The 26,157-nt window shown below is 69.9% G+C and carries 20 protein-coding genes; 12 read left to right on the top strand and 8 right to left on the bottom strand.

Annotation, left to right across the window (positions count from 1 at the left end; genetic code table 11):
- Positions 1-219: 219 nt before the first annotated feature.
- The 4 genes from lnt to ACSU6L_RS34010 all read left to right on the top strand — a co-directional run bounded on the left by lnt (position 220) and on the right by ACSU6L_RS34010 (position 5,289).
- Positions 220-1,827, top strand: a complete 1,608-nt coding sequence (gene lnt, locus ACSU6L_RS33995; RefSeq protein ID WP_437063119.1) for an apolipoprotein N-acyltransferase — start codon at positions 220-222, stop codon at positions 1,825-1,827.
- An 89-nt stretch (positions 1,828-1,916) separates the two neighbouring features.
- The gene (locus tag ACSU6L_RS34000) at positions 1,917-2,396 is read left to right on the top strand and encodes an NUDIX hydrolase (RefSeq protein ID WP_073945215.1); all 480 of its coding nucleotides are present in this window, start codon (positions 1,917-1,919) and stop codon (positions 2,394-2,396) included.
- Positions 2,397-2,450: 54 nt separating this feature from the next.
- Positions 2,451-3,251: a 3-hydroxybutyrate dehydrogenase gene (locus ACSU6L_RS34005; protein ID WP_437063122.1), complete on the top strand. Its 801-nt coding sequence runs from the start codon at positions 2,451-2,453 to the stop codon at positions 3,249-3,251.
- A gap of 70 nt (positions 3,252-3,321) precedes the next feature.
- Positions 3,322-5,289 carry a helix-turn-helix domain-containing protein gene (locus ACSU6L_RS34010; protein ID WP_437063124.1) on the top strand — a complete coding sequence of 656 codons (1,968 nt, stop codon included), beginning with the start codon at positions 3,322-3,324 and terminating at the stop codon, positions 5,287-5,289.
- A gap of 51 nt (positions 5,290-5,340) precedes the next feature.
- Here the strand turns inward: ACSU6L_RS34010 and ACSU6L_RS34015 are convergent, their stop codons facing one another.
- Positions 5,341-6,726, bottom strand: coding sequence for an MFS transporter (locus ACSU6L_RS34015; RefSeq protein ID WP_437063126.1), 1,386 nt, complete (start codon positions 6,724-6,726; stop codon positions 5,341-5,343).
- A 403-nt stretch (positions 6,727-7,129) separates the two neighbouring features.
- Complete coding sequence (locus ACSU6L_RS34020) at positions 7,130-8,188, bottom strand: 2,3-butanediol dehydrogenase (RefSeq protein ID WP_437063128.1); 1,059 nt, start codon at positions 8,186-8,188, stop codon at positions 7,130-7,132.
- 644 nt (positions 8,189-8,832) lie between these two features.
- Between ACSU6L_RS34020 and ACSU6L_RS34025 the strand changes: the two genes are divergently transcribed.
- Positions 8,833-9,801, top strand: coding sequence for a transcriptional regulator (locus ACSU6L_RS34025; protein WP_437063130.1), 969 nt, complete (start codon positions 8,833-8,835; stop codon positions 9,799-9,801).
- A gap of 916 nt (positions 9,802-10,717) precedes the next feature.
- On the opposite strand, the gene lpdA is transcribed toward ACSU6L_RS34025, so the two are convergent.
- Both lpdA and lipA read right to left on the bottom strand, forming a co-directional pair.
- A complete protein-coding gene (gene lpdA / locus ACSU6L_RS34030) occupies positions 10,718-12,085 on the bottom strand; it encodes a dihydrolipoyl dehydrogenase (RefSeq protein WP_437063132.1) in 1,368 nt (455 codons plus the stop codon).
- Positions 12,082-13,020, bottom strand: a complete 939-nt coding sequence (gene lipA, locus ACSU6L_RS34035; RefSeq protein WP_437063134.1) for a lipoyl synthase — start codon at positions 13,018-13,020, stop codon at positions 12,082-12,084. The genes lpdA and lipA overlap by 4 nt, the downstream gene beginning before the upstream one ends.
- Before the next feature lie 169 nt (positions 13,021-13,189).
- On the opposite strand from lipA, the gene ACSU6L_RS34040 reads away from it, so the two are divergent.
- Genes ACSU6L_RS34040 through ACSU6L_RS34055 form a run of 4 tightly spaced genes read left to right on the top strand, consistent with a single transcriptional unit; the run spans position 13,190 to position 17,441 of the window.
- On the top strand, positions 13,190-14,230 hold the full coding sequence (locus ACSU6L_RS34040) for an ATP-NAD kinase family protein (protein ID WP_437063136.1): 1,041 nt from the start codon (positions 13,190-13,192) through the stop codon (positions 14,228-14,230).
- 45 nt (positions 14,231-14,275) lie between these two features.
- Positions 14,276-15,271, top strand: a complete 996-nt coding sequence (locus ACSU6L_RS34045) for a thiamine pyrophosphate-dependent dehydrogenase E1 component subunit alpha (protein WP_437063138.1) — start codon at positions 14,276-14,278, stop codon at positions 15,269-15,271.
- A gap of 26 nt (positions 15,272-15,297) precedes the next feature.
- Positions 15,298-16,311 (top strand): alpha-ketoacid dehydrogenase subunit beta, encoded by a 1,014-nt coding sequence (locus ACSU6L_RS34050; protein ID WP_437063140.1) that lies wholly within the window; start codon positions 15,298-15,300, stop codon positions 16,309-16,311.
- Between the two features lie 8 nt (positions 16,312-16,319).
- Positions 16,320-17,441: an acetoin dehydrogenase dihydrolipoyllysine-residue acetyltransferase subunit gene (locus ACSU6L_RS34055; protein WP_437063142.1), complete on the top strand. Its 1,122-nt coding sequence runs from the start codon at positions 16,320-16,322 to the stop codon at positions 17,439-17,441.
- 877 nt (positions 17,442-18,318) lie between these two features.
- Here the strand turns inward: ACSU6L_RS34055 and ACSU6L_RS34060 are convergent.
- From ACSU6L_RS34060 to ACSU6L_RS34075, 4 genes are all read right to left on the bottom strand, one after another.
- Positions 18,319-18,852 carry an ATP-binding protein gene (locus tag ACSU6L_RS34060; RefSeq protein ID WP_437063144.1) on the bottom strand — a complete coding sequence of 178 codons (534 nt, stop codon included), beginning with the start codon at positions 18,850-18,852 and terminating at the stop codon, positions 18,319-18,321.
- Positions 18,853-19,122: 270 nt separating this feature from the next.
- Entirely contained in the window at positions 19,123-19,527 is a 405-nt protein-coding gene (locus tag ACSU6L_RS34065; protein WP_437063146.1) for a DUF779 domain-containing protein, read from the bottom strand.
- Complete coding sequence (gene adh, locus ACSU6L_RS34070) at positions 19,527-21,044, bottom strand: aldehyde dehydrogenase (protein ID WP_437063148.1); 1,518 nt, start codon at positions 21,042-21,044, stop codon at positions 19,527-19,529. The genes ACSU6L_RS34065 and adh overlap by 1 nt, the downstream gene beginning before the upstream one ends.
- Positions 21,045-21,155: 111 nt before the next feature.
- Entirely contained in the window at positions 21,156-22,394 is a 1,239-nt protein-coding gene (locus ACSU6L_RS34075; RefSeq protein ID WP_437063150.1) for a transcriptional regulator, read from the bottom strand.
- A 222-nt stretch (positions 22,395-22,616) separates the two neighbouring features.
- On the opposite strand from ACSU6L_RS34075, the gene ACSU6L_RS34080 reads away from it, so the two are divergent.
- The 3 genes from ACSU6L_RS34080 to ACSU6L_RS34090 are packed head-to-tail and all read left to right on the top strand — an operon-like array spanning position 22,617 to position 25,933.
- Positions 22,617-23,891, top strand: coding sequence for an iron-containing alcohol dehydrogenase (locus ACSU6L_RS34080; RefSeq protein ID WP_437063152.1), 1,275 nt, complete (start codon positions 22,617-22,619; stop codon positions 23,889-23,891).
- 10 nt (positions 23,892-23,901) lie between these two features.
- Positions 23,902-25,278, top strand: coding sequence for a MadS family sensor histidine kinase (locus ACSU6L_RS34085; protein WP_437063154.1), 1,377 nt, complete (start codon positions 23,902-23,904; stop codon positions 25,276-25,278).
- Positions 25,268-25,933 carry a MadR family response regulator transcription factor gene (locus ACSU6L_RS34090; protein ID WP_437063156.1) on the top strand — a complete coding sequence of 222 codons (666 nt, stop codon included), beginning with the start codon at positions 25,268-25,270 and terminating at the stop codon, positions 25,931-25,933. The genes ACSU6L_RS34085 and ACSU6L_RS34090 overlap by 11 nt, the downstream gene beginning before the upstream one ends.
- The last annotated feature ends 224 nt before the right edge of the window (positions 25,934-26,157 follow it).

Below are 26,157 nucleotides of genomic sequence, written 5' to 3' on the forward strand. Positions count from 1 at the left end.
CCCCGAAACCGGTCCCCCGACCTGTGACGGGCCCCGTCCGCCGGTCCAGGACACGGCCGCACGACCCGAGGCTTCGGCTCACGGTAACGGCTGATGGGCGGTTTGTGGATGAGTCGCGCGGACCGGTGCGGAAACGATGCTGCAGAGGTCGGCGCCAGGTACCGCCGGCCCGTCCGCCCGCGCTGTCGGCGCCTCCGTCACCCGCCGTAGACTCCCGGAGTGACCGTCACCGCAACCTCCGTCGGCGAGTCGGACGACGTCCAGCCGCGGACCGCCCCCGCCCAGCGGGCGCGACTCCTGCGCCTCGTCCCGGCCGCCACCGCGGCGCTCTCCGGAGTGCTGCTCTACGTCAGCTTCCCGCCCCGCACCCTGTGGTGGCTGGCCCTGCCGGCCTTCGCCGCCTTCGGGTGGGTGCTGCGCGGCCGCAGTGTGAAGGCGGGCCTCGGCCTCGGCTACCTCTTCGGCCTGGGCTTCCTGCTGCCGCTGCTGGTGTGGACCGGCGTGGAGGTCGGCCCCGGCCCCTGGCTCGCGCTCGTCGCCATCGAGGCACTGTTCGTCGCCCTCGTCGGCGCGGGCGTCGCCGCGGTGTCCCGGCTGCCCGCGTGGCCCGTGTGGGCGGCCGCGGTGTGGATCGCGGGGGAGGCGGCCCGCGCGCGTGTGCCCTTCCACGGCTTCCCCTGGGGCAAGATCGCCTTCGGCCAGGCGGACGGAGTCTTCCTGCCGCTCGCCGCCCTCGGCGGCACCCCGGTCCTCGGTTTCGCGGTCGTCCTGTGCGGCTTCGGGCTGTACGAGGTGATCCGCCTCGCGGTGGAGGCGCGCCGTACCCGCGCGATACCGCGGTCCGCCGGGATCACGGCACTGCTCAGCCTCGCCGTGCCGCCACTGGCGGCGCTGGCCGCCCTGCCGCTGGTCAGCGACGAGGCCCAGACCGGCACCGCCACCGTCGCCGTGATCCAGGGCAACGTGCCCCGCGCGGGACTCGGCTTCAACGAGCAGCGCCGCGCGGTGCTCGACTACCACGCGCGCGAGACGGAGCGGCTCGCGGCCGAGGTGAAGGCAGGGAAGGCCGCCCGGCCCGACTTCGTGCTGTGGCCGGAGAACTCCTCCGACATCGACCCCTTCGCCAACCCCGACGCCCGCACGGTCATCGACCGCGCGGCCAAGGCGATCGGCGCGCCCATCTCCGTCGGCGGTGTCGTGGAACGCGACGGCAGGCTGCTGAACGAGCAGATCCTGTGGGACCCCGAGAAGGGTCCTCTCCACACCTACGACAAGCGGCAGATCCAGCCGTTCGGCGAGTACCTGCCGCTGCGCTCGCTGCTCGACATGATCAACAAGAGCTGGACCAGCATGGTCCGCCAGGACTTCAGCCGGGGCTCCGAGCCGGGCGTGTTCACCCTCGACGGCACGAAGGTCGGCCTCGCCACCTGCTACGAGGCGGCCTTCGACTGGGCCGTGCGGGACACCGTCACCCACGGCGCCCAGATGATCTCCGTGCCGAGCAACAACGCGACCTTCGGCCGCAGCGAGATGACCTACCAGCAGCTCGCCATGTCGCGGATCCGCGCGGTCGAGCACAGCCGGACCGTCACCGTGCCGGTGACCAGCGGCGTCAGCGCGATCATCCTGCCGGACGGCACCATCTCCCAGAAGACCGGCATGTTCGTCGCGGACTCCCTCGTCCAGGAGGTGCCGTTGCGCTCGTCCGAGACCCCCGCGACCCGGTTCGGTGTCCTGCCGGAGCTCGCCCTGGTGCTGGTCGCCGCGGGCGGGCTCGGCTGGGCGGTCACCGTTCGCTTGCGCGGGCGGCGCGCGGGTGACGTGTAGCCGTACCACCGCCGTACGCCTGCCGTAGGACTGCCGTACGCCCCCGGAACCTCACCGGGGGCGCCGGTGCGGCCCGTTAGGGTCGGCCCATGGCTACTCCTGACTTCATCCGCACCCTGCGGGCCTCCGCCGGTCACCAGTTGCTGTGGCTCCCCGGGATCACCGCGATCGTCTTCGACGACGACGGCAGAGTGCTGCTCAACCGCCGCGCCGACACCCGCAAGTGGTCGGTGCTCGGCGGCATCCCCGACCCGGGTGAACAGCCCGCGGTCTGCGCGGTGCGGGAGGTCTACGAGGAGACCGGGGTGCACTGCGTCCCCGAGCGGGTCGTCCTCGTCCAGGCCCTGGACCCCGTCACCTATCCCAACGGTGACACCTGCCAGTACATGGACATCACCCTGCGCTGCCGCGCGGTCGGCGGCGAGGCCCGGGTCAACGACGACGAGTCGCTGGAGGTGGGCTGGTTCGAGGTCGACGCGCTGCCGGAGCTGCACGAGTTCGGGCTGTTCCGGATCAAGCAGGCGCTGTCGGACGCACCGACGTGGTACGAGCCTATGGCTTCAGAGTGAACTATGGGGGATGACCACATGGGGTGCGGGGCGGGCCCTGCCTAGGGTCGACCCATGACCCCGCCCCGTGACCTCCCCGGCCCGTCCGCCCCCACGCTCGACCTCGGCGGCCGCACCGCTCTCGTCACCGGTGCCGCCGGTGGCATCGGCCGCGCCTGTGCGCTGCGGCTCGCGGCCGCCGGGGCCAAGGTCAGAGCGGTCGACCGGGACGACAGCGGCCTCACCGCGCTCGCCGACCAGTCCGCCGGTCTGGCCGGCACCGTCGAACCGCACGTCCTCGACCTCACCGACCTGGACGCCGCCGAACAGGTCGCCGCCGGCACCGACGTCCTCGTCAACAACGCCGGACTCCAGCTCGTACGGCCGCTGGAGGAGTTCCCGCCGGACGTGTTCCACACCGTGCTGACCGTGATGCTGGAGGCGCCGTTCCGGCTGATCAGAGGCGCCCTGCCGCACATGTACGGACAGGGCTGGGGGCGGATCGTGAACATCTCCTCCGTGCACGGCCTGCGCGCGTCGGCGTACAAGTCGGCGTACGTGGCCGCCAAGCACGGCCTGGAGGGACTGTCCAAGACCGCCGCCCTCGAAGGGGCGCCGCACGGTGTCACCTCCAACTGCGTCAACCCCGGCTACGTCCGCACGCCCCTGGTCGAACGGCAGCTCGCCGACCAGGCGCGGGCGCACGGCATCCCGCAGGAGCGCGTCCTCGCCGAGGTCATGCTCCAGGACAGCGCCGTGAAGCGGCTCATCGAGCCGGAGGAGGTCGCGGAGGCGGTCGCGTACCTGTGCGCGCCCCAGGCGTCCTTCGTCACCGGCACCTCGCTCGTCCTCGACGGCGGCTGGACCGCGCACTGAGCCGCCGGGCGCCGGCCGGAGTTTTCCACAGGGCTGACGAGGCGCCCGCGTCATGGTGAATCCTGTGAGCATGTCCCGCGATCACGTGCAGTCCGCCGAGCGCCCCGCCACCGGAGCCCCGGCGCCCGACACCGGCCTCGACACACCGAAGGACGGTGTCGAGGCGCCGTTCCTCGAGCTGCTGGCCCGCGGCGCGTCCGCCGACGCCTACGAACAGCCGGTGCTGCTCGCCCGCGCCGAGGGCCGGCCGGCCGAGCGGATCGCCGCACTGGAGCACGCCAAGCTGCTCGCCCTGCGGGTGCGCGCGGAGCTGGAGGGACGGCGCCGCCGCGAGGCCGAGCTGTCGGCCCTGTTCGAGACCGCCCACGACCTCGCCGGCCTGCGTGACCTGGACGCCGTCCTCCAGGCGATCGTGCAGCGCGCGCGGTCCCTGCTCGGCACCGACGTCGCCTACCTCAGCCTCAACGACCCGGCCCGCGGCGACACCTACATGCGGGTCACCGAGGGCTCGGTCGCGGCCCGCTTCCAGCAGCTCCGGCTCGGCATGGGGGAGGGGCTGGGCGGACTCGTCGCCCAGACGGCCCGGCCGTACGTCACCGACGACTACTTCCGCGACGAACGCTTCCAGCACACCGACACCATCGACGCGGGCGTGAGCGACGAAGGACTGGTGGCCATCCTCGGCGTGCCGCTGATGCTGGGGCACCACGTGATCGGGGTGCTCTTCGCCGCCGACCGCCGCGCCCGGGTCTTCGAGCGCGAGCAGATCGCGCTGCTCGGCTCCTTCGCTGCCCTGGCCGCCGCCGCCATCGACACCGCCAACCTGCTCACCGAGACCCGCGCGGCCCTCGCCGGCCTGGAACGCGCCAACGAGATCATCCAGGACCGCAGCGCCGTCATAGAACGCGCCTCCGACGTGCACGACCGGCTGGCCGAACTCGTCCTGCGCGGCGGCGGGGTGCACGACGTGGCCGCCGCGGTCTCCGAAGTGCTGGACGGCACGGTCGAGTTCACCGAGGCCGCCGACGCCCCGGCGCGCGCCCTGGACGAGTCCCGCGCCGAAGGCCACGCGGTACGCCACCAGCACGACTGGATCGCCGCCGTCGCCGCCGGCGGGGAACTCCTCGGCGCGCTGGTGCTGCGCGGCCATCCCGGCCTCGACCCGGTCGACCAGCGCACCCTGGAACGCGCCGCGATGGTCACCTCCCTGCTGCTGCTCGCCCGCCGCTCCGCCGCCGAGGCCGAACAGCGGGTCCGCGGCGAACTCCTGGACGACCTGCTCGACGCCCGCGACCGCGACCCCCGCCTGCTCCGCGAGCGCGCCGCCCGGCTGCACGCCGACCTCGACGCCACCCACGTCCTGCTCGCCGCCCGGCTCGACGGCCCCGCCGCCGACGCCGACCAGGAGGCCGCCGCCCGGCGCCGCCTCTGGTCCGCCGCCTCCCACCTCGCCGCGACCCGGCAGGGGCTGGCCGCCGCCCGCGACGGCGGCACCGTCCTGCTGCTGCCCCTCGCCGCGGGCGACAGCGCCACCGAACTGGCCCGGCGCACCGCCCGCCACCTCGGCACCGCCGTCCACGAATCGGTCACCGTCGGCGCCTCCCCACCGGTCCGCGACCTCGCCGCCCACCCGGACACCGTGGCCGGCGCCTACGCGGAGGCCCGCCGCTGCCTGGACGCCCTGCGCCTGCTGGGCCGTACGGGAGACGGTGCCGCCGCCGACGACTTCGGCTTCCTCGGACTGCTGCTCGCCGGCGACCGGGACGTGGCGGGCTTCGTGGACCGCACCATCGGCCAGGTCGTCGCCTACGACGAGAGACGCGGCACCGAACTGCTACGCACCCTCGACGCCTACTTCGCCTGCGGGATGAGCCCCGCCCGCACCAAGGACGAGCTGCACGTCCACGTCAACACCGTCGCCCAGCGCCTGGAACGCGTCGGCCGCCTGCTCGGCGACGACTGGCACACCCCGTCCCGCGCCCTGGAGATCCAGCTCGCCCTGCGCCTGCACCGGTTGGCGGCACCGGAACGCCACTGACCGCGGCCCCCGCACGCGAGGGCGTACGGGGGCCGCGGTCAGTGGCGCCGGTCAGACGGTGTGCGCGTCCGCGGCCCGGGCGTCCTCGGACGAGGCACCGGCGTCGGGCTCGACGTCGGCCAGGTCGCGCTCGCGGGTCTCCTTGGCCACGCCCACGGCGACGACCGTGAGCAGCGCCGCCGCGATCACGTACAGGGCGATCCAGGTGGAGCCCCCCGTGTTGGACAGCAGCGCGGTGGCGATCAGCGGCGCGGGCGCGCCGGCCGCGACCGAGGCGAACTGGGCGCCGATGGAGGCACCGGAGTAGCGCATCCGGGTCGCGAACATCTCGGAGAAGAACGCGGCCTGCGGGGCGTACATCGCGCCGTGCAGCACCAGGCCCACCGTCACCGCGAGGAGCAGGCTGCCGAAGTCACCGGTGTCGACGAGTGCGAAGAACGGGAACATCCACAGCCCGACCCCGGCCGCGCCCAGCAGATACACGGGACGACGCCCGACCCGGTCCGACAGGGCGCCCCACAGCGGGATGACCGCGAAGTGCACGGCGGAGGCGATCAGCACCGCGTTGAGCGCGGTCTGCTTGGAGACGTCGGCGGCGGTGGTGGCGTAGACGAGGATGAAGGCGGTGATGACGTAGTAGCTGATGTTCTCGGCCATACGCGCGCCCATCGCCACCAGGACGTCCCGCCAGTGGTGGCGCAACACGGAGACCAGCGGCAGCTTCTCGGCGTCGGCAGCCCCGGACGCCTTGCGCGCCTCGGCCTGCGCGAGCGCCTGCTGGAACACCGGCGACTCGTCGACGGACAGCCGGATCCACAGCCCGACGATCACCAGCACACCGGACAGCAGGAACGGAATCCGCCAGCCCCATGCGGAGAAGGCGTCGTCGGACAGCAGAGCGGTCAGCAGCGACAGCACACCGGTCGCGAGCAGCTGCCCGGCCGGCGCGCCGGTCTGCGGCCACGACGCCCAGAACCCGCGCCGCCGCGCGTCCCCGTGCTCCGACACCAGCAGGACGGCGCCGCCCCACTCACCGCCGAGCGCGAATCCCTGCACGAGCCGCAGCACGGTCAGCAGGACCGGCGCGGCGGTCCCGATCGTTGCGTGCGTCGGCAGCAGTCCGATCGCGAAGGTCGCCCCACCCATCAGCAGCAGGCTCAGCACCAGCAGCTTCTTGCGCCCGAGCCGGTCACCGTAGTGCCCGAACACCAGCGCGCCCAACGGCCGCGCCGCGAACCCGACCGCGTACGTCAGGAACGACAGCAGCGTGCCGACGAGCGGGTCGGACTCCGGGAAGAACAACTCGTTGAAGACGAGCGCGGCGGCTGAGCCGTAGAGGAAGAAGTCGTACCACTCGATGGTGGTGCCGATGAGGCTGGCGGCGACGATGCGCTTCAGATTGCCGGGCGTTGGGGGAGCGGTTGCTGCGGAGGCCATGTGCGCCACTTCCTCGTGTGCGGTGGGGACGGGTACGTGTCGGCACACCGTAGAAACATGCAGGTCAGCCGCACATGTGGTGGGGCAACATAGTTATGGGGTCCGCTATGCGTGCAGCCACCATGACGGCTAAGGGCAGGGCGGCTCAGGGGCTCGCAGGCGGTCGCCACGAAGGCTGTCCGGGACACACAGTTCGGGATGATTTGACGGCGCGGTGCTGACTCCGGCGCTGGTTTCGTGCTGGCACCGTGCCGCCGGAGCTGGTGTGGCGCACCGTTGCCGGGCGGCCTGCTGCGGCGGCCGCCAGTCGGCGCAGCGACGCTCCGAGAGCACAGGTCCTCATCGGTGAGCGCTCCGGTTTCCACCAGCCGACAGAGAATCGCTGCCACCTGGCTGCGCGCTCTCAGTGCGGGCGGACCAGGATCTTGACGTTCTCCTCCTTGTTGCCCACCAGTTCGTCGAAGCCGCTCGTGACGATGTCGTCGAGACCGATTCGGCCGGTGATGAACTGATACGGGTCGACCCGGCCGCTCGCGACCAGGGAAATGGTCGCCGGGTGGTCGTTCGCATATGCGAGGCTGCCGAGCACCTTGACCTCGCGGAACACCAGATCGTTCAGTGCGACCTTGGCCTCGTGTCCCCAGACGGCGACGTTCACGCAGGTGCCGCCCGCGCGTGTGGAAAGGATCGCGGACTTGAGTACCGCGTCGATGCCGGCGCATTCGAAGGTCACGTCGGCGTTGCGGCCCTTGGTCAGTTCTGACACCGCCGTAGCGATGTCCGTAGTGGTTGGATCGAGTATGTGGTCGGCGCCGGCCATGACTGCTTTGGCCTTGCGTACGTCCGCGGGCTCCACGACGATGATCGACTCGGTGCCGACCGCACGCAGAACAGCCGTGGTCACCAGGCCGATCGGTCCCGCACCGAACACGATGGCGGTGTCGGCGGACCGGGCGCCGGACAACCGTACGGCGTGGTAGGCGACCGCGAGTGGCTCGATGAGCGCCCCCACGTCTGTGCCGAGTTCGCCGAGCGGGTGGATCCAGCGGCGTTCGGCTACGACGAATTGTGAGAATCCGCCTCCGCCGCCGGAGAGGCCGACGAATCCCAGCGACTGGCAGACGTTGTACATGCCGCGCAGGCAGGGGTCGCACCGTCCGCACACGACGTAGGGTTCGACAACGACCCGGTCGCCTACGCGCAAGTCACCGACACCGTCACCGAGTTCCCGGACCACTCCCGCGAACTCGTGACCCAAAGTGATGGGCACGGTCTCGCCCGTCAGGGGGTGCGGCGTACCTTTGGCCGGCGCGAAAATGGGCCCTTCCAGATACTCGTGGAGGTCGGTGCCGCAAATGCCGCACCATTCGACCTCGACCTTGACGGTGCCCGGCCGTGTCGCAGGTTCCTGTACATCGTCGATCCGGATATCGCCCGGACCGTAGAAGCGTGCTGCCTTCATTCTCAGCTCCCTTGCTGGCGGGTGGATTTTGCAGCGGCATGGCGAGGGTGGCCTTTGGCTCCGAATTCGGCAGTCTGCTGCACCGAAAAGCGCCGAGCTTTCTCTGGGGGGAACATTCCGGCGCCCCGCAAACTCCCCCCGAGGAAGTAAGCAGAGCCCTTGCGCCCGCTACAGCCAGTGCGCGGGTGGAGTGCTCCCTGCGGATCCCAACTTCTCGTGGAGGACACCGGAATCCTCTGCGAGCGCCCTCGCAGAGTCGGGGATCACCGGGTCATCGCGCTGATTACACGGCCTTGCCGGGGCGGGCTCGACAGGGTTGCACGGAATTGCATGGAGTTGTTGCACGGCAGTAGCGCTCGGTTGATACTGCGGATACGCTCCCCCGCTGGCGCGAAGATGCGGGAGGTGCAGTCGTGAGCGTGCACAGTGCGATCCCTGCGGGCCGGAGCTTGCCCGATTACGCTCGGGACCTGGTCCGGATGCATGAAGCCGTCATCGGCGGGAGCCGCCCACCGCTGGCGCCACGTCCCCTCGTCTCCCGGTCCTGGACGCGGATGCTGCGGATGGGCCTAGCGGTGCGGGGCGGGAACCCGCGCGTTTCCGTGACGGAGGAAGAGATCGCACGCCGACGGTACGAATCGCCCATGCGGAGCGCTGTCCAGGAATTCACGCAGATATTTGAAGCGAATCCGGGCGCCTCTCACATGCTGCTCGTGGTCGCGGATGCGGATGGTGTCATCCTCTGGCGAGCAGGTGCGTCATCGGTGCGGCGCCGTGCCGACGCGCTCGGTTTCACCGAAGGCGCGGTCTGGACTGAGACGCAGGTGGGTACCAATGCGATCGGCACCGCGCTTGCCGAGGCCGCGCCGGTGGAGCTGCTCTCCGGTGAACACTTCGAGCAGGACCAGCATGCTTGGTACTGCACCGCCTGCCCGGTCCACGACCCTCGTACTGGGGATCTGCTGGGCATAGTCGATATCAGCGGTCCCGCCCTCACACTGCACCCGGCGATCGGCGCGTTGACCGAGACCGGGCGCCGTCTCGTGGAGGCCCAGATCTGGCGGTGTCACCAGGAGCGTCTTGAGCGGCTTCGGCAGTCGGCCGCACCGCTCCTGGCCGCCACTTCGGGTCCGGCGCTTGTGGTCGACGATCATGGGTGGGTCGCGCACAGCTCTGGCGTCGCCGTGGGCGCACGGATTGCCGCGCCAGCCGCCAGGCAGACCCTTGCTGTGCCCGGTTTCGGCGCATGCATGCCCGAGCGCCTACCGAACGGCTGGCTCGTCCGGCCATTCGCCCGCGGGCGAGAGCTGCTGCTCCAACTCGACCTGTCCAGCTCCCCGATGCTCCAGGTGCAGGCGGGTGACACGGGATGGCGTCGGCTCATCACCAAACGGCATGCCGAAATACTTGCGCTCCTGCACCGTGCGGGTCCAGCCGGCATGTCCGCGGAAGCGCTCAGTCAGGCGTTGTTCGGCGATGCAGGTCACCTTGTATCGGTGCGTGCCGAGGTGTCGCGTCTTCGCCGCCAGCTTGGAGGGATTGTGGCGACCCGGCCCTACCGCCTCGCCGACGGTGTCCGACTGACCATCACCAAGGACGCCGGCGCCTGGTGACTCGGAGAACAGCGGGGTTCATGTGCACATGGCCCGGGAAGCGCCCTCCGACGCCAGGGAGCTGTTCGGGAACCGGGCCTGGGCCCGACGCCTGCCGAGCCGGGCCTTCTGTGCTGCAGGGTGTGGCAGAAGCGCCCGATCCGCGCGCCGGAGTGATCCAGTCGCCGATGCGGTCGCTGCGCACCGTTCACCCAGCTCGGGACAACGCGCCCGCGGCCGACGGCGGTGACGTGCGCGCGCAGTGGGTTACATCATCGTTGCGGGGGACAGCGACGCAACGGGCCGATGGGCCGCGCACCGTTGCCGTCGACGCCGGCTACGTTGCCGCCGTCGCCGACCGATCCGGCACGATCCTGTGGTCGTGCGGTGGACGGGCCGTGCGGCGGCCAGCCCCCGGACACGGCGAATGTCGTACTGGAGTGCCTTGGCGCGGCGGAGCTGTCGCGCGACGATAAGTCGGCGGGCATACGCCCAGGCAGTCGGAGATCCGGGCTGGTCGGACCGGAACCCGGGGTATCCACTTACCATCGATTGCGCGACGCCCTGTTACGCAGGGGGCAGCCTGGTCAGCGTGGCAACACGCAAGGCTCCGAGGCGTCACACCTGCCGTAGCGCCATCGCCGGTGGCATCACCCACCGGCGATACAGGCACAACAGCCCGGCCGCCTGCGAGGCGACAGATCTGCTCACCGCCTTGCGGGGGCGAGGCGGCGGCTTCTCCCATGAGGCATCAAAGGTGTGCGGTTCCTGATCCGCTCCCACCTGCTCACCGGAGAGGACGCGACCGCGCCGGCCACGAACCCATACCGGGCGGGTGAACCAGCTTGGCTGAACCACCCACGAGAGGGCGGCGCCAGAGCAGCTGGGCCGGACGCGACGCCCGGCCCTTCTCTCACCGTCAGACGTGGACCACCGGTCAGCTGTGTGTGTGCAACGGCTTTCCGGCAAGTGCGAGGTGCGCTTCGCCCAGCGCCTCGGACTGGGTCGGGTGCGCGTGGATGAGCGGCGCGATCTGTTCGGGCAGGAGTTCCAGGTTGTAGATCAACTGGGCCTCGCCGATCAGTTCCCCGACACGATCGCCGACCATATGGAGGCCGACCACGCGTCCGTCGGGTGCTTTGACCAGCTTGATCGCCCCTGTTGTCTTGAGGATCTGGCTTTTGCCGTTGCCTGCGAGGTCGTACGTGAGGGTGGTGACACCGGTTTCGTACTTCTCGCTGGCGGCTGCCTCCGTCAGCCCCACCGAGGCGACCTCCGGATGGGAGAATGTCACCCGAGGGATGCCGGCCTCGTCAATGGGAGGTGGGTTCAGCCCAGCGATCGCTTCGGCCACGAAAACGCCCTGCGCGAAGCCGCGGTGTGCCAGTTGCGGGCCCGCCACAATGTCACCCACGGCGTACACGTCAGGCAGGTTGGTTCGCAGGCGTTTGTCGGTGGCGACGAATCCGCGCTCCAGTTTCAACCCGGATGCCTCGTAGCCATGGCCAGCGGTGTTCGGCCCACGGCCCACGGCCACCAGCAGAACGTCACATTCGAGCGTGTCACCGGATTCCAGTGCGATGCTCAGGCCCTGCTCGTCCTGTTGGGCGCCGGTGAACTTCACCCCGGTTTTGACGCGAACCCTGCGGCGCCGCAACGCGCGTTCCAGTTGTTTGGAGGAGAACTCGTCCTCGGCGGGCAGGAGACGCGGCAGTGCCTCGACGATGGTCACTTCGGCACCGAAGGACGCCCAGACGCTGGCGAATTCGACGCCGATGACGCCGCCGCCGAGCACGACGACCTTCTCGGGGATGTAGTCCAGCCGCAGTGCCTCCTCGCTGGTGACGATCCTTTCGCCCAGCTCAAGGCCGGGCAGCGACTTGGAGTAGGAGCCGGTGGCGAGGACGAGGCTGCGGCCGGTGTAGCGTGTGCCCCCGACGTCGACGGTGGTGCCACCGACGAAGGTGCCACGCCCCTCGATGACGGTGACATCGTGGGCCTCGGCCAAGCTCCGCAAGCCCCTGTGGAGGCGGGAGACGACCGAATCCTTGTACGCGTGGACTCTCGTGAGATCGATACCTTCGAAGGCGGCCCTCACGCCGAACTGCTCCCCGGTGCGCGCGGTGTCGGCGACCTCCGCCGCATGTAGGAGAGCCTTGGTGGGGATGCAGCCGCGGTGAAGGCAGGTCCCACCGAGCTTCTCCTGCTCGATGAGTATCACGGACTGGCCCAGCGCGGCCGCCCGGAAGGCCGCGGCGTAGCCGCCGGATCCGCCACCGAGGATCACCAGGTCGGCAGTGGTCACTTCGCTTCTCCTTGTCTGGCTTCCTGCGTCTGCCGGTAGAGCCGTCCGGCCCGGTAGGAGGAGCGCACCAGCGGGCCGGCCATCACTCCTGCGAACCCGATCTCACGTGCGCAGTCGTGGAGTCGGTCGAACTCCTCCGGCGGTAACCACCGTTCGACCGGGTGGTGCCGCACCGACGGTCGCAGGTACTGGGTGATGGTCAGCAGCCGGCATCCCGCCGCGTGAAGATCGCGCAGCGTCTGCACCACCTCTTCGCCGGTTTCGCCCAGTCCCAGGATCAGATTCGACTTGGTCACCAGCCCTGCCTCCCGCGCCCGGGCCAGCACGCCGAGCGAGCGAAGGTAGTCGAAACCCGGACGGATTCGCCGGAAGATCCTGGGCACCGTCTCCACGTTGTGCGCCAGCACCTCTGGACATGCGCCGAATACCTCGTCAAGGAGATCCGGTGTGCCGTTGAAGTCCGGGATCAGCACCTCGACCGCGGTACCCGGGTTGCGTCGGTGGATCTGCCGCACCGTCTCCCCGTACAACCACACGCCGCCATCAGGCAGATCATCCCGCGCCACGCCGGTGACCGTGGCGTACCGGAGCTTCATCGCGCCTACCGACTCGGCGACGCGCAGCGGCTCCGCAGCATCCAGCTCGGCCGGTTTTCCCGTGTCGATCTGGCAGAAATCGCACCGGCGGGTGCACCGATCCCCGCCGATCAGGAAGGTGGCCTCCCGATCTTCCCAGCACTCGAAGATGTTCGGACAGGCCGCCTCCTCGCACACGGTATGGAGTTGCTCGCGGCGCACGAGCTCCTGGAGCTCAGCGAATCCTGGCCCTGTCCGTATGCGGGTCCTGATCCAGGAAGGTTTCCGCTCGATCGGGACGGCGCTGTTGCGGACTTCCAACCGCAGGAGCCGCCGTCCGTCCGGTTGCACACTTGTCATCGGCCCACGGTCCGATCACCGCGCCACGCTCACAAGATGTTGCAGCTGATTGCGTCCACCGCTGCGTGCAATTTCCTGCAACCCTGTCCCGCTGGGCCGCTTCCGCTGTCCCATGACCCTCGTGGCCGGAGGACGCCGGTCACATCGGATCGTGAAAGGGCCCTGCGGCATGACTGCGGTGGGCATTGTGGCCAACCCTGCCTCCGGCCGGGACATCCGGCGGCTTGTATCCGGCGCATCGGCTTTCCCGACAGCCGAGAAGGCCAATATCGTGCAGCGCTTGCTCACGGCGCTGGGCACGGTCGGCGTCGAGACGGTGCTGGTGTCCGTCGATCTCGGAGGCATCTCCGCGGCTGTATTGAGGGCCGTGCGGAACCGGCCGGCGAAGAGCACGCCATGGCCGCGCGTCCGCTTCGTCGATGACGATGCCATCACCGACAGCGCTCAGGACACGGCCAACGCGGTCCGCCGCATGGTCGAGGCCGGCGCCAACGTGATCATCTGCCTGGGCGGCGACGGAACCGCACGCGTGGCCACGGCGGCGTTGCTCGCCGGCCCCGGGTACGACGTGCCGTTGTTGTCACTGTCCACCGGCACCAACAACGCTTTCCCACAGATGCGTGAGGCCACAGTCGCCGGCCTGGCGGCCGGACTGGTGGCCACCGGCGCCGTCGACCGAGGCATCGCCGCCAGTCGGGCTCGCGCACTCGAGGTACGCACCAGCGAGCGGACCGAGCTTGGACTGGTCGACGTCGCGGTGTCCACAGCGCCCTATGTCGGCTCCCGTGCGCTATGGCATCCCGACGCCCTCACCGAGTTGTACTGCACCTTCGCCGAGCCGGACGCGACCGGCCTGTCCTCCATAGCGGGCCTGCTCCGTCCCAGCCCGAGGGACGAGCCCGAGGGCATCGCGGTGCGTCTGTGCCCGGCGGAGCAAGCACCCATCGTGGTCAACGCGCCGATCGCCCCGGGCCTGGTGCTTCCCGTCGGGGTGGCTGCCTGGCGGCCCCTGCGCACTGGCGAGCAGGTGGAGATCAGCACCCCCCGCGGCGTGGTGGCCTTCGACGGCGAGCGCGAACTGGAACTGGCCGGCACGACGGGTGCCACGGTGCGGCTCAGGGAGGACGGGCCGCTCTGTGTCGACGTCACCGCCGTGATGAGCCAGGCGGCACGTGCCGGCCTGTTCCGCAGCGACCGCACCACGGTCTGAGGACGACCAGACCGACAGGAGCCCCAGAAGAAAGGACCGTCAACGATGACACCCACTCAACCGGCCCAGGCCACGTCGGGGCTCGACGAGAAGGCACTGCTGGAGGCGTATCGCACCATGCGCACCATCCGCGAGTTCGAGGAGCGGCTGCACCTTGAGTTCGCCACTGGCGAGATCCCGGGGTTCGTGCACCTGTACGCGGGCGAGGAAGCCTCGGCCACCGCGGTGTGTGCCCACCTCGACGAGCGCGACTCGATCGCCAGCACGCACCGCGGCCACGGGCACTGCATCGCCAAGGGCGTGGACGTCAAGGAGATGATGGCCGAGATCTACGGTCGCGTCACGGGGTCCTGCCGGGGCAAGGGCGGCTCGATGCACATCGCGGACCTGTCCAAGGGCATGCTCGGTGCGAACGGCATCGTCGGCGGCGGTCCGCCCCTGATCTGCGGTACCGCTCTGGCGGCCAAGCAGCAGGGGACCGGTGGCGTCGGCGTGGCGTTCTTCGGTGACGGGGCGAGCAATCAGGGGACCACCCTGGAAGCGCTCAACCTCGCCTCGGTGTGGAACCTTCCCGCCATCTTCGTGGCGGAGAACAACGGCTACGCAGAGGCCACGGCGGCCACCTGGTCGGTGGCCTGCGACAACATCGCCGACCGTGCCGCCGGATTCGGCATGCCGGGCGTGATTGTGGACGGCTTCGACTTCTTCGCGGTGTACGAGGCCGCGGGCGAGGCGATCGAACGGGCCCGTGAAGGCGGAGGGCCCACCCTGATCGAGGTCAAGTTCACCCGGTACTACGGTCACTTCGAGGGCGACCAGCAGACTTATCGCGCCGACGAGGTGGCGCGGGCTCGCGCGTCACTGGACTGCCTCAAGCAGTTCAGTGAGCGGGTCACTGCTTCCGGTCAGCTCGACGCGGCCGCACTGGACGGTGTCGACGGGGAAGTGGCCGGTCTCATCGAGGCCGCGGTGACGGAGGCCAAGCAGGCCCCGACGCCGACCGCGGACGACCTGACCACCGATGTCTACGTCAGCTACTGACCCCGAACACTTCCAGGAGCACGGTTATGGCACGCACGATCAGCTATCGCGAGGCGGTCAACGAGGCGCTCAGGCAGGAGATGGAGCGCGACCCGTCCGTCATCGTCATGGGCGAGGACAACGCGGGCGGCGCAGGCAGTCCCGGTGAGGACGACGCATGGGGCGGTGTCCTCGGCGTGACCAAGGGGCTGTACGAGCAGTTCCCGGGAAGAGTGCTGGACACACCGATCTCGGAATCGGCTTTCGTCGGCGCCGCGGTCGGCGCCGCGACACGTGGCCTGCGCCCGGTGGCCGAGCTGATGTTCATCGACTTCATGGGCGTCTGCTTCGACCAGATCTTCAACCAGGCCGCCAAGTTCCGCTACATGTTCGGCGGCAAGGCCGTCACACCCGTGGTGGTGCGGACCATGTACGGAGCCGGTCTCAACGCCGCCGCACAGCACTCCCAGTGCCTGTACCCGGTCTTCACCCACATACCGGGCCTCAAGGTCGTCCTGCCCTCCAGCCCGTACGAGGCCAAAGGCCTGCTTATCCAGGCCATCCGCGACAACGACCCGGTCATCTTCTGTGAACACAAGGCGCTCTACGACATGACCGGCGAGGTACCCGAAGACAGCTACACCATCCCGTTCGGCGAGGCCAACGTGGTCCGTGACGGCGATGATGTCACCATCGTCGCCCTCGGTCGCATGGTCTCGGTGGCCGAGGAGGCGGCGGCCGAGCTGGCCCGGCAGGGCGTCCAGGCGGAGATCATCGACCCACGCACCACCAGTCCCCTCGACAGCGACACGATCCTCGAGAGCGTCGAGAACACCGGCCGGCTTGTCGTGGTCGACGAGGCCACCCCGCGCTGCAGCATGGCCACCGACATCTCGGCGCTGGTGGCCCAGGAGGCGTTCGGCGCCTTGCGGGCGCCGATCGGGATGGTCACCGCTCCGCACACGCCGGTGCCCTTCGCGCAGCCTCTGGAGCAGCTCTACATCCCGGACGCGCAGAAGGTGGCCAACGCCGTCAAGAAGACCATGGACTGGAAGAAGTGACGGGCCCTGTGAGCACCGAAGACGCCATCGCGAAGGTCACCATGCCCAAGTGGGGCCTGTCGATGAAAAGTGGCAAGATCACCGGCTGGCTCGTAGCCGAGGGCGACGAGGTGGCCGAGGGCGACGAACTGGCCGACATCGACACCGACAAGATCACCGGGGCGCTTGAGTCATCGGAGTCGGGTGTCATGCGCCGGATCATCGCCGAGACGAACGAGGACGTCCCCGTCGGCGGCACGATCGCGCTGATCGCTCCGGCGCACGTGCCGGAGGAACTGGTCGACGAAGCGGCCCGCGCCGCGCGCGAGGAACTGGACTCCGGCGCGGTCGAGGAGGTCGCCGGACCAGCCCTCGGAACAGTGCAGGTGGACGGCCGTACCATCTCCTACGCGACCCTCGGCACCGCGGAGGAGACCGTGCTGCTCGTACACGGTTACGGCGGCGACAAGAACTCCTGGCTCTTCGTACAGGAACCACTGTCGACCCGTGCGACCGTTCACGCGATCGACTTGCCGGGCCACGGCGACTCCACCAAGGACGTCGGCGACGGTTCCCTCGACACCCTGGCCGGCGCGCTGCTGGGCTTCCTCCAACAGCAGGGCATCGAACGCGTCCACTTGGTCGGGCACTCACTCGGCGGCGCCGTGGTCACCGCCGCCGCCGCCCGCGAACCCGGTAAGATCGCGTCGCTGACCCTCGTCGCACCTGCCGGCTACGGCGACGCCATCAACGCCGGCTACCTGCGTGGATTCGCCACCGCCTCCTCACGGCGGGAACTCAAGCCTCACCTGGTCCACCTGTTCGCCGACCCGGGGCAGGTCACCCGCCAACTCGCCGACGACCTGATGAAGTTCAAGCGGCTCGACGGCGTACAGCAGGCGCTCGACAGCCTGCTCGGCACGCTTCTCGACGGCGACCGCCCGGGAATCGACGCCGTCGGCCTGCTTCAGAAATTCGCAGGCCCGGTAAGCGTGGTATGGGGTCGCGCGGACCAGGTACTGCCAGCCGCCAACGCAGCTGCCCTGGAAGGCCGCGCCCAGGTCACCTATGTCGACAATGCGGGGCACATGGTCCACATGGAACAGCCCTCTGCCGTGGTCGACGCCGTGACCGGGGCCCTGGACGGCTGAGGCCGCGAGTCATCGTCTGCCGGAGGACGGAAAGCAGGCCTCCGGCAGACCGATGAATCACTCTTGGTCATCCGCGGCAGCGAGCCGAACGTGACCCACCGTAAAGCCACCACGACCTGGACGGCGCTATGCCCTCCGGGTCTGGTGAGACAACCCTGGGCAGCTCGAAGCTGACCGCCTTCGAAGTCTCGTGGCCGACTCGGGCCAGGGATCCCGTCGGCCAGACCAGCCCCGAGGAACTGATCGCTGCGGCCCATTCGTCGTGTTGACGCTTGAGTTGTCCGCGCTGCTCGGCGACGCGGGTACACCGCCGGAGACGAGCCGCACCGCCGCTCGGGTGCCTTTGATGGTGTCCACTCGGGCATCGCGCAGGTCAAGCCGCTCGCGGAGGTAACGTCCGACGAGCTTTGGGCGTTGTTCCGGGGCAACGCCTTCGGCGTCATCTACTGCCTGCGGGCCGCTGCGGCTCGGACGCGCGCTCAAGGCTCGGGCGGGAATCGCTCAAGCAGTACGCCGCCAGGATCCCGCTCGGCCGAGTTCAGACCCCCGAAGACTTCGCCGCATTCGTGTCCTACCTGGTCGGTCCACTACCTGCCCCTGCACGCAGCGTAGGCACGTGTGGCCGGCACTCGATTGCCGCAGCCGCGCACCAGCGACGGGCCCTGTCGTGCAAGAGATGCGCAATACGATGCTGAGGCTGCTGGTCAGAACGGAAGCCACCGAGGACGAGTGCGGGGCAGCGGTCCGGCACCACGTGCGCGAGTTCTCCGGCTTCCGCGCTGGCCCCGGGCGTCTCCTCAGCCGCCAGGCGCGTCGACCCATGCCGAACTGGATGCCCTGGCACGGGCGTTGTCGAGGCCGTCCGTATCGGTGAGGGTCAGTCGCGGCCGTACCTCCTGGACCGCGCCGTCGGCCTCGCTCGACGAGCCGAGCATGCGGGACAGCGTGGGGTGGTCAGGTGCAGGCCGCGGTTCATGAACGCGAAGTGGCGGACCGTGGCCTCGGCCATCTGCCGAGCGGTTCGGCGTGGCCGCCCCGGGACACCGGAGTCCGTCACCGAGATCCACAGGACTCCCTTGTGCAGGGACAGGTGGACGGTCATGTCGTGACGGCCGTGCTCGGCGGCGTTGGCGGCGAGTTCCCCGACGATGAGCTCGGCGGACTCCCGGTCGGCGGACGGGAACCGCCACTGGGTCAGGACGGCGACGACGCAGCGGCGCGCCACCGGAACCCACCGGGCCTCCGCCGGCAGGGCCAGGACGGCCTCGTGAGCGAGGGCGGTCCTGGCCTCGGGGTGAGCGGCGGGCGGCATCCCCCGGTCAGGGGAGACGATCGGCTGAGCGGCGGGCCGTCGCTCCTCAAGGGATCCGGCGGGCGGCTTTCTCGTCTCTCTGAGGGTTGTGGTGCACATGGTCGGCCTTGAGTCTGGCGGAAGAAGGGGACGTCGTGGTCTCGGGCTTTCTGACGTTCAGTCAGCTCTGGAGTCGCCCGCGTCCTGTGATGAGAGCTGAAAGCCGGCGTAGCTGGGCGACGGGTCGCATCCACCCTCTCCGGAAGGAGGGGTGTCCCGGCCCGGGTGGGACGTCGCGGGGCCGGACGCGTGGGTGTCCGGCCCCGCTCTTGTTACCGCCTGCACCGGCGCGGTGGTGGTCCGGTGTCCCTGTTCCCGGGCGTCGACGGGTCAGCCGTCGGTGTCCGCACCGGTCGGCAGGGGTGGTTCCGCGGCGAGGCGTTCCCACTCCTCGTCGGTGAGGACCCGGGAGCGGAGCAGGAAGCGCACGCCCTCGGGAGCTTCGAGGGAGAAGCCGCTGCCCCGGCCCGGGACCACGTCGACGGTGAGGTGGGTGTGCCGCCAGTACGCGTACTGGTCGGCGCTCATCCAGAAGGGGATGTCTCCTGCGACGTGGCCGAGCAGGACGTCCGAGGCCCCGACCCGGAACTCACCGCGGGGGTAGCACATGGGCGCGCTGCCGTCGCAGCAGCCACCGGACTGGTGGAACATCAGCGGCCCGTGTGCCCCGGCGAGCCGCCGCACCAGGTCCTCGGCGGCCGGTGTCAGCTCGACGCGCCCGGTGCGGGTGGCCATCAGAAGAACCCGAGCTTCTGTCCGGAGTAGCTGACCAGCAGGTTCTTGGTCTGCTGGTAGTGGTCGAGCATCATCTTGTGGGTCTCGCGGCCGATGCCGGACTTCTTGTAGCCGCCGAAGGCGGCGTGCGCCGGGTAGGCGTGGTAGCAGTTCGTCCACACGCGGCCGGCCTTGATCTCCCGGCCGAGGCGGTAGGCGGTGTTGCCGTCCCGCGTCCAGACGCCGGCCCCGAGGCCGTACAGCGTGTCGTTCGCGATCTTCAGGGCCTCGTCGACCGAGTCGTAGGTGGTGACCGAGACGACGGGACCGAAGATCTCCTCCTGGAAGATGCGCATGTCGTTGGTGCCGCGGAAGATGGTCGGCTCGATGTAGTAGCCGCCCTCCAGTCCGGCAACGGCGCGGGGGTTGCCGCCGGTGAGGAGTTCGGCGCCCTCCTTCTTGCCGATGTCGATGTAGGAAAGGATCTTCTCGTACTGGTCGTTGCTGGCCTGGGCACCGATCATGGTGGCCGGGTCCAGCGGGTCGCCGCTGACGATGGCCTTGGTGCGCTCGACGCAGCGGGCCATGAAGTCGTCGTAGATCGACGAGTGGATCAGGGCGCGCGAGGGGCAGGTGCACACCTCGCCCTGGTTCAGCGCGAACATCACGAAACCTTCGACGGCCTTGTCCAGGAAGTCGTCGTCGGCGGCCATCACGTCCGGCAGGAAGATGTTCGGGCTCTTGCCGCCCAGCTCCAGCGTGACGGGAATGATGTTCTCGCTCGCGTACTGCATGATCAGGCGGCCCGTGGTGGTCTCACCGGTGAACGCCACCTTGGCCACCCGCGAGCTGGACGCGAGCGGCTTGCCCGCCTCGACGCCGAAGCCGTTGACGACGTTGAGCACGCCCGGCGGGAGCAGGTCGGCGATGAGTTCGACCACCAGCAGGAGACTGACCGGGGTCTGTTCGGCGGGCTTGATGACCACGCAGTTGCCGGCGGCCAGCGCGGGCGCCAGCTTCCAGGCGGCCATCAGGATCGGGAAGTTCCACGGAATGATCTGGCCGACCACGCCCAGCGGCTCGTGGAAGTGGTAGGCGACCGTGTCCGCGTCGATCTCGGCGATGCTGCCCTCCTGGGCACGGACCACGCCCGCGAAGTAGCGGAAGTGGTCGATGGCCAGGGGAATGTCGGCGGCCAGCGTTTCACGCACCGGCTTGCCGTTCTCCCAGGTCTCCGCGACCGCGATCCTCTCCAGGTTCGCCTCCAGCCGATCGGCGATCTTGTTGAGGATGTTCGCCCGATCCGTCGTGGAGGTGCGGCCCCACCCGGGTGCGGCGGCGTGGGCGGCGTCCAGGGCGAGGTCGATGTCGGCGGCGGAGGAGCGGGCCACCTCACAGAACGTCTTTCCGGTGACCGGCGTGGTGTTCTCGAAGTACCGGCCCTCCGCTGGGGCGACCCAGTCACCGCCGATGAAGTTGTCGTATCGCCGGGCGAAGTTGACGATGCTGCCGTCTGCTCCTGGCTGCGCGTACACCATGGCGGCTCTCCTCGGAGGATGTCGGTGCGGTACGACGGCCCACGCCGTCGTGATGGGGTGCACTCTGAGCCCCCGAGGTTGGCGGGAGGTTGGTGCGCTGAGGGCGCGGCGTCAGTCGCGCAGGGCCGCGCCGAGGCGGCCGGCCGCGATGGCGCGACGGGCGTCCCGCGGGCCGAGCAGGCTCAGAGCGTGCTCGTGTACCTCCACGTCGTACGGGGCCCGTTCGCCGTACCGCAGCGCGTGCTCCGGACGGGCGCTGGCGAGTACCGCCTCGCGCACCGCCACCTCGAGATGGGTGCGCCACTCCGCGATGCCCGGCGCCTCGGACCAGGGGAGCAGCGGGCCCCGGTACAACCGCAGGGCGGTGTCCGCGTCCCCCTTCTCCAGCGCCCGCAGCACATCGACGGCGTCGCAGGACACAGGTGTGGTCAGCGTGTAACGACGGGTGGCGACCCCGCCGTCGAGGGCGCGCCGCAGATGGGAGATCTCCGCCTTGAACGTGGACGTCGTCACCGGCCGGTCGCCGTACACGGCCTCGCGGAGGCGTTCGGGAGAGTATCCGTCCGGTTCCAGCGCGAGCAGTGTGAGGATCTCCAGTTGCCGGGGCCGCAGGGGGAGGGGAACGCCCTTGCGTACGGCACTTCCGGCACCGAGGCAGGTGAGGTTCAGGGGGTCATTGTTACCGTCGGGGCGCGAGGGGGGTTCTGTACGGAGCCGGGCCTCGACGGTGGCGACCAGCGAGCGCACCGTGGACATCGCGAGAGGGTTGGAGCGGTCCCAGGTGGTGGACATGTCGAGAACGCCGAGGACGCGTCCATCCGGGCCGTGCACGGGAGCGCAATAGCAGACCCAGTCGTGCAGGGCCGTCACCAGGTGCTCGGCCGAGAAGACGGAGCTGGGGCGGCCGGTGCGCAGCGCGAGGGACAACGCGTTGGTGCCCATGGCCTGCTCGTCCCACCGACCGCCCGGCGCGAAGTTGACACGCTCGGCCCGTCGGCGCATGGTCCGCCCGCCGCACGTCCACAGAATCGTGCCGGACTCGTCGGTGAGCGCGGTGACGAAGCCGGCGTCCTCCGCGATGCTGCGCAACTCGTCGGCGAGGCCGTCGACCGGCCGGCGCAGCGGCGAGCCGCTCCAGCGGTGCTGCACAGCGGCCTCGTCCGTGACCGGGGCGCTGTCCCGGCCCGGATCCACGCTGCTCAGCGAGCGAACCCACGATTCGGTCACGTCGTCGCGCACCGCTTCCAGACCACTCGGTTTCGATCCGGCGGTCCTCATCTCCGGCACCAGGCGGGACCACTCGCTCTCCAGCGCGGCCCTGCGCCGCCGGAGGTCACTGCGTTGTGACATGTGCTTTCCCCTGTCATCGAACGGGGACGATCGATTATTGTCCACAGCGACCGCGCCGGCACCTGTCCGAGCGGTCCGCACTCCCTGTCCGATCGGGCAGGTGCCGTACCCCGGCGCGCGCGCCTAGCGTGGTTTTCAGTTGGACGACAGTGTTATCGACCAACTCGGCGGTAAAAGCAAGGTTGCATGTGCGTTGCGGGCTTCCCGCCCTTTGGAGGTCGCATGTCGCTCACGCCTCACGTCACGGTGGCGGACGGTAACGATCCGAGTGCCGACTGGAGTCGAGACGAGCGCCACTGCGAGCTTCTGGGACCGCAGCGGACGAGCACGCAGGCCGTGCGGCAGTCCGCCCGGCTGGCCAAGTTCCATGTGCCCGAGGTCGTGTTCGGGCCCGGTTCTCTCACGGAGCTCGGGCACTGTGCGCTGCGCCTCGGCGGTCGCCGGCCTTTCCTGGTCACCGATGCCGGGCTGATGGAGGCAGGCTGGGTGGACGAGGCGGTCGGCCACCTGCGCAGGGCCGGTCTGCGCCCTGTCGTGTGGTGTGACGTGACGCCCAACCCCAAGGACCATGAGGTCCAGGCCGGCTTCGAGCGGTACGCCGCCAGTGGCTGCGACGTGATCGTGGGGGTCGGCGGCGGCTCGGTCATCGACGCGGCCAAGGGCGTGGCGATTCTGTCGAGCAACGGCGGGCACATCCTCGACTACGAGGGTGTGGACCAGGTCGTGCAGCCCATCCCCCCGACCGTGATGGTGCCCTCCACGTCGGGCACCGGCGCGGACGTCTCCCAGTTCGCCGTGATCACCGACACCACCGAGCACGTCAAGATCACCATTGTGAGCCGCACGCTGGTACCCGAGATCTCGGTGGTCGACCCGCGGCTGCTGACCACCATGCCGGACTGGCTCAACGCCGCCACCGGCCTGGACGCGCTGACGCACGCCATCGAGGCGTTCGTCTCCCGGGCACACAATCCGCTGACGGACAACCACGCCCTGCACGCGGTCGAGCTGATCACCGCGAACCTGGTGCGCACCCAGGTCGACCCCAGGGACTTCGGAGCCCGGCTCGCCATGGCCCAGGCCGCGCTGGAGGCCGGCATGGCCTTCACCAACGCCATCCTCGGCGCGACGCACGCCATGAGCCACCAGGTCGGCGGTCTGCTGGACGCCCCGCACGGCGTGGTCAACGGCGTGCTCCTGCCGCACGTCATCCGGTTCAACGCCGAGGCGTGGCCGGAGCGCTTCGTCGCGCTGGGCGCGGCGGCCGGCCTTCCGGTCTCCGGTGTACCGGCGCAGGAGGTGGCCGAACAGCTCGCGGATCTGGTGCGCGCACTGGCGGACGACGTCGGCGTGCCGAAGGGACTGGCGAGCCTCGGGGTCGCGGAGCGAGACGTGCCGGTCCTCGCCCGCACGACGCTCAAAGACGCGTGTATGGCCACCAACCCCAGGGACGTCGACGTGCGGGACATGGAGACACTGTTCCGCGAGGCACTGTGAGGCGATCCCGGTGAGCACCCCCGAACGCACGAACCGGACCGCCGACCTGGGAGTCCTCACCGGACTGCGGTCCGGCAAGCGGTCCTTCTACCCGGCGTACGTCCGCTCCACCGAGCGGCTGGAGAGGACCGTGGAGGCGCTCGACGGCATCTCCCGTGCCCTTGTGCGCACGGCGGAGGGACCGCGCGCCCTGGTCGAGACCGTCGTGCGGACCGCGGCCGAGCATCTGCGCGCCCGCTGGCTGCTGCTGGCCGTCGCCGACGGCGCGCTGCGGGCCGCCCGTCCGCGCTTCCTGCTGTACGCCGACGACGTGTTCATCGACGACGAGACCCGGATACCAGCTGAGGTGCGTGAACATCTGAAGCTGCTGCGCACCCGCCCCTGGGAGGCCCAGGAGCCCGACCGGGGCCGGGGCTGGGTGCGCGCGCCTATGACCCTGGACGACGAGCCGGTCGGCGGCATCGCCGCTGAGCCCGGCGCCGGTGTCGAGGTCGCCGACACGGACCTGGCCATCCTGCGGGTCCTCGCCAATCAGGCCGCTGTGGCGCTGCACCACACGTTCCTGTTCCACGCGGCGACCACCCTGCGCGGACGCGCCGAGGAACTGTCCGAGGCGGCGGAGCGGCAGGCCCGGGACCTGGCCGCGCGCAGCGCCGAACTGGCCGAGACGCAGGCGCGGCTGCTGGACGCTATGCAGCGGCAGGCACTCGACGACGAGCGGCGTCGCATCGCGCGCGAACTGCACGACAGCGTCTCCCAATATGTGCTCAGCGCCGGGATGACCGTCGAAGTGTGCCGTGCGGAACTGGCGGGCCTGGGCGGACCGGCCACGGAGATCGCCGGCCGGCTGGCCGACGCCAAGGACCTCAACCGGCAGGCCGTGGAGCGGCTGCGTGCCGCGATCTACGCCCTCCACCACACCTCGCAGGAGCCGGCGGGCCCGCTCCCGGTGATGCTGCAGAGGCTGTCCACGGTGCACCTGCCCACGGAACTCGACGTCCGGGTACGGGTGACGGGCAGCCCGGTGCCGCTGCCGCCCGAGGCCGAGCAGTCGATACTCCGGATGACCGGCGAGGCCCTGTTCAACTCCGCCACGCATGGCAAGGCCGGTCGAGCACTGGTGCGCTTGCGGTATCTGCCCGGGATGCTCGTGCTGACCGTGTCCGACGACGGCGGCGGCGACCCTGCGCAGCTGCGCCGCGCCTTGCGCGTGTCCCGGGTGACCGATCTCGCCGGACGCCATCGGGGGCTGGCGAACATGGTGGCCCGGGCGGAGGAACTGGGCGGCAGACTGTCGATCCGCCGGTCGGCGATGGGAGGCGTCCTGCTGCGGGTCGACGTCCCGCTGCCGGTGACGCGCGTCGGGGAGGCAACGGATGACCACTGAGCAGCGGACTCACGTACCCACGCGGGCCTTGCGGATCGTACTCGTCGACGACCATGCCATCGTCCGGCACGGACTGCGGTCGATCCTGGAACGCGAGAGCGACCTGGAGGTGGTCGGCGAGGCGAGCACGGCCGCCGAGGCGGCCGCCGTTGTCGAACAGACGCGTCCGTCGATCGTGCTTCTCGATCTGAAGCTGTCCACGGCGGCCGACACCGAGGGCTTGGACCTGTGCTCCCGGCTGACGCAGCGCCACCCTGAGCTTGCGGTGCTGGTGCTCACCACCTTCCTCGACGACTCGCTGGTCGTGGAGGCGATCCAGCACGGAGCGCGCGGCTACGTGGTCAAGGACGTGGACACCACCGAACTGCTGCGCTCCATTCGTGCGGTGGCCCGTAACGAGAGCGCCTTCGACTCGCACGCGGCCGCGGCGATGGTGCGCTCGATGCGCGTGCAGCCGGAACGGCCGAAGTTCACCGAACGGGAGTTGAGAGTTCTTCAGTTGCTCGCCCATGGGCTGAGCAACCGGGAGATCGGCGGGAAGCTGTACATCTCGGAGACCACGGTGAAGTTCCACGTCCGCAACATCATGCGCAAGATGGATGCGAGCAGCCGGGCGGAGGCCGTGTACGGGGCGAGCAAGCTGGGCGTGATCTGACGGGCCTCCCGTCTCCGGCCTTCCGCCCGCAGTCGGGCGACCCAGTGGCAGTCCACGCCCTGCGGCGGCCGGCGAGGTCACATGGAGGAAGAGGCAGAACCGACCGCGACGAAACGGTCAGCAGCACGATCGTGACCAGCCAGGAGACCGGGAACGGATCCTGGTGCCTGGTCGCGGTGCCGGCCAGAGGGACGTGAACACTCCTTTGCGTTGTGTCCCTCGGG

Origin of the sequence: Streptomyces sp. enrichment culture (assembly GCF_964272855.1) — a bacterium.
Taxonomy (GTDB): Bacteria; Actinomycetota; Actinomycetes; order Streptomycetales; family Streptomycetaceae; genus Streptomyces.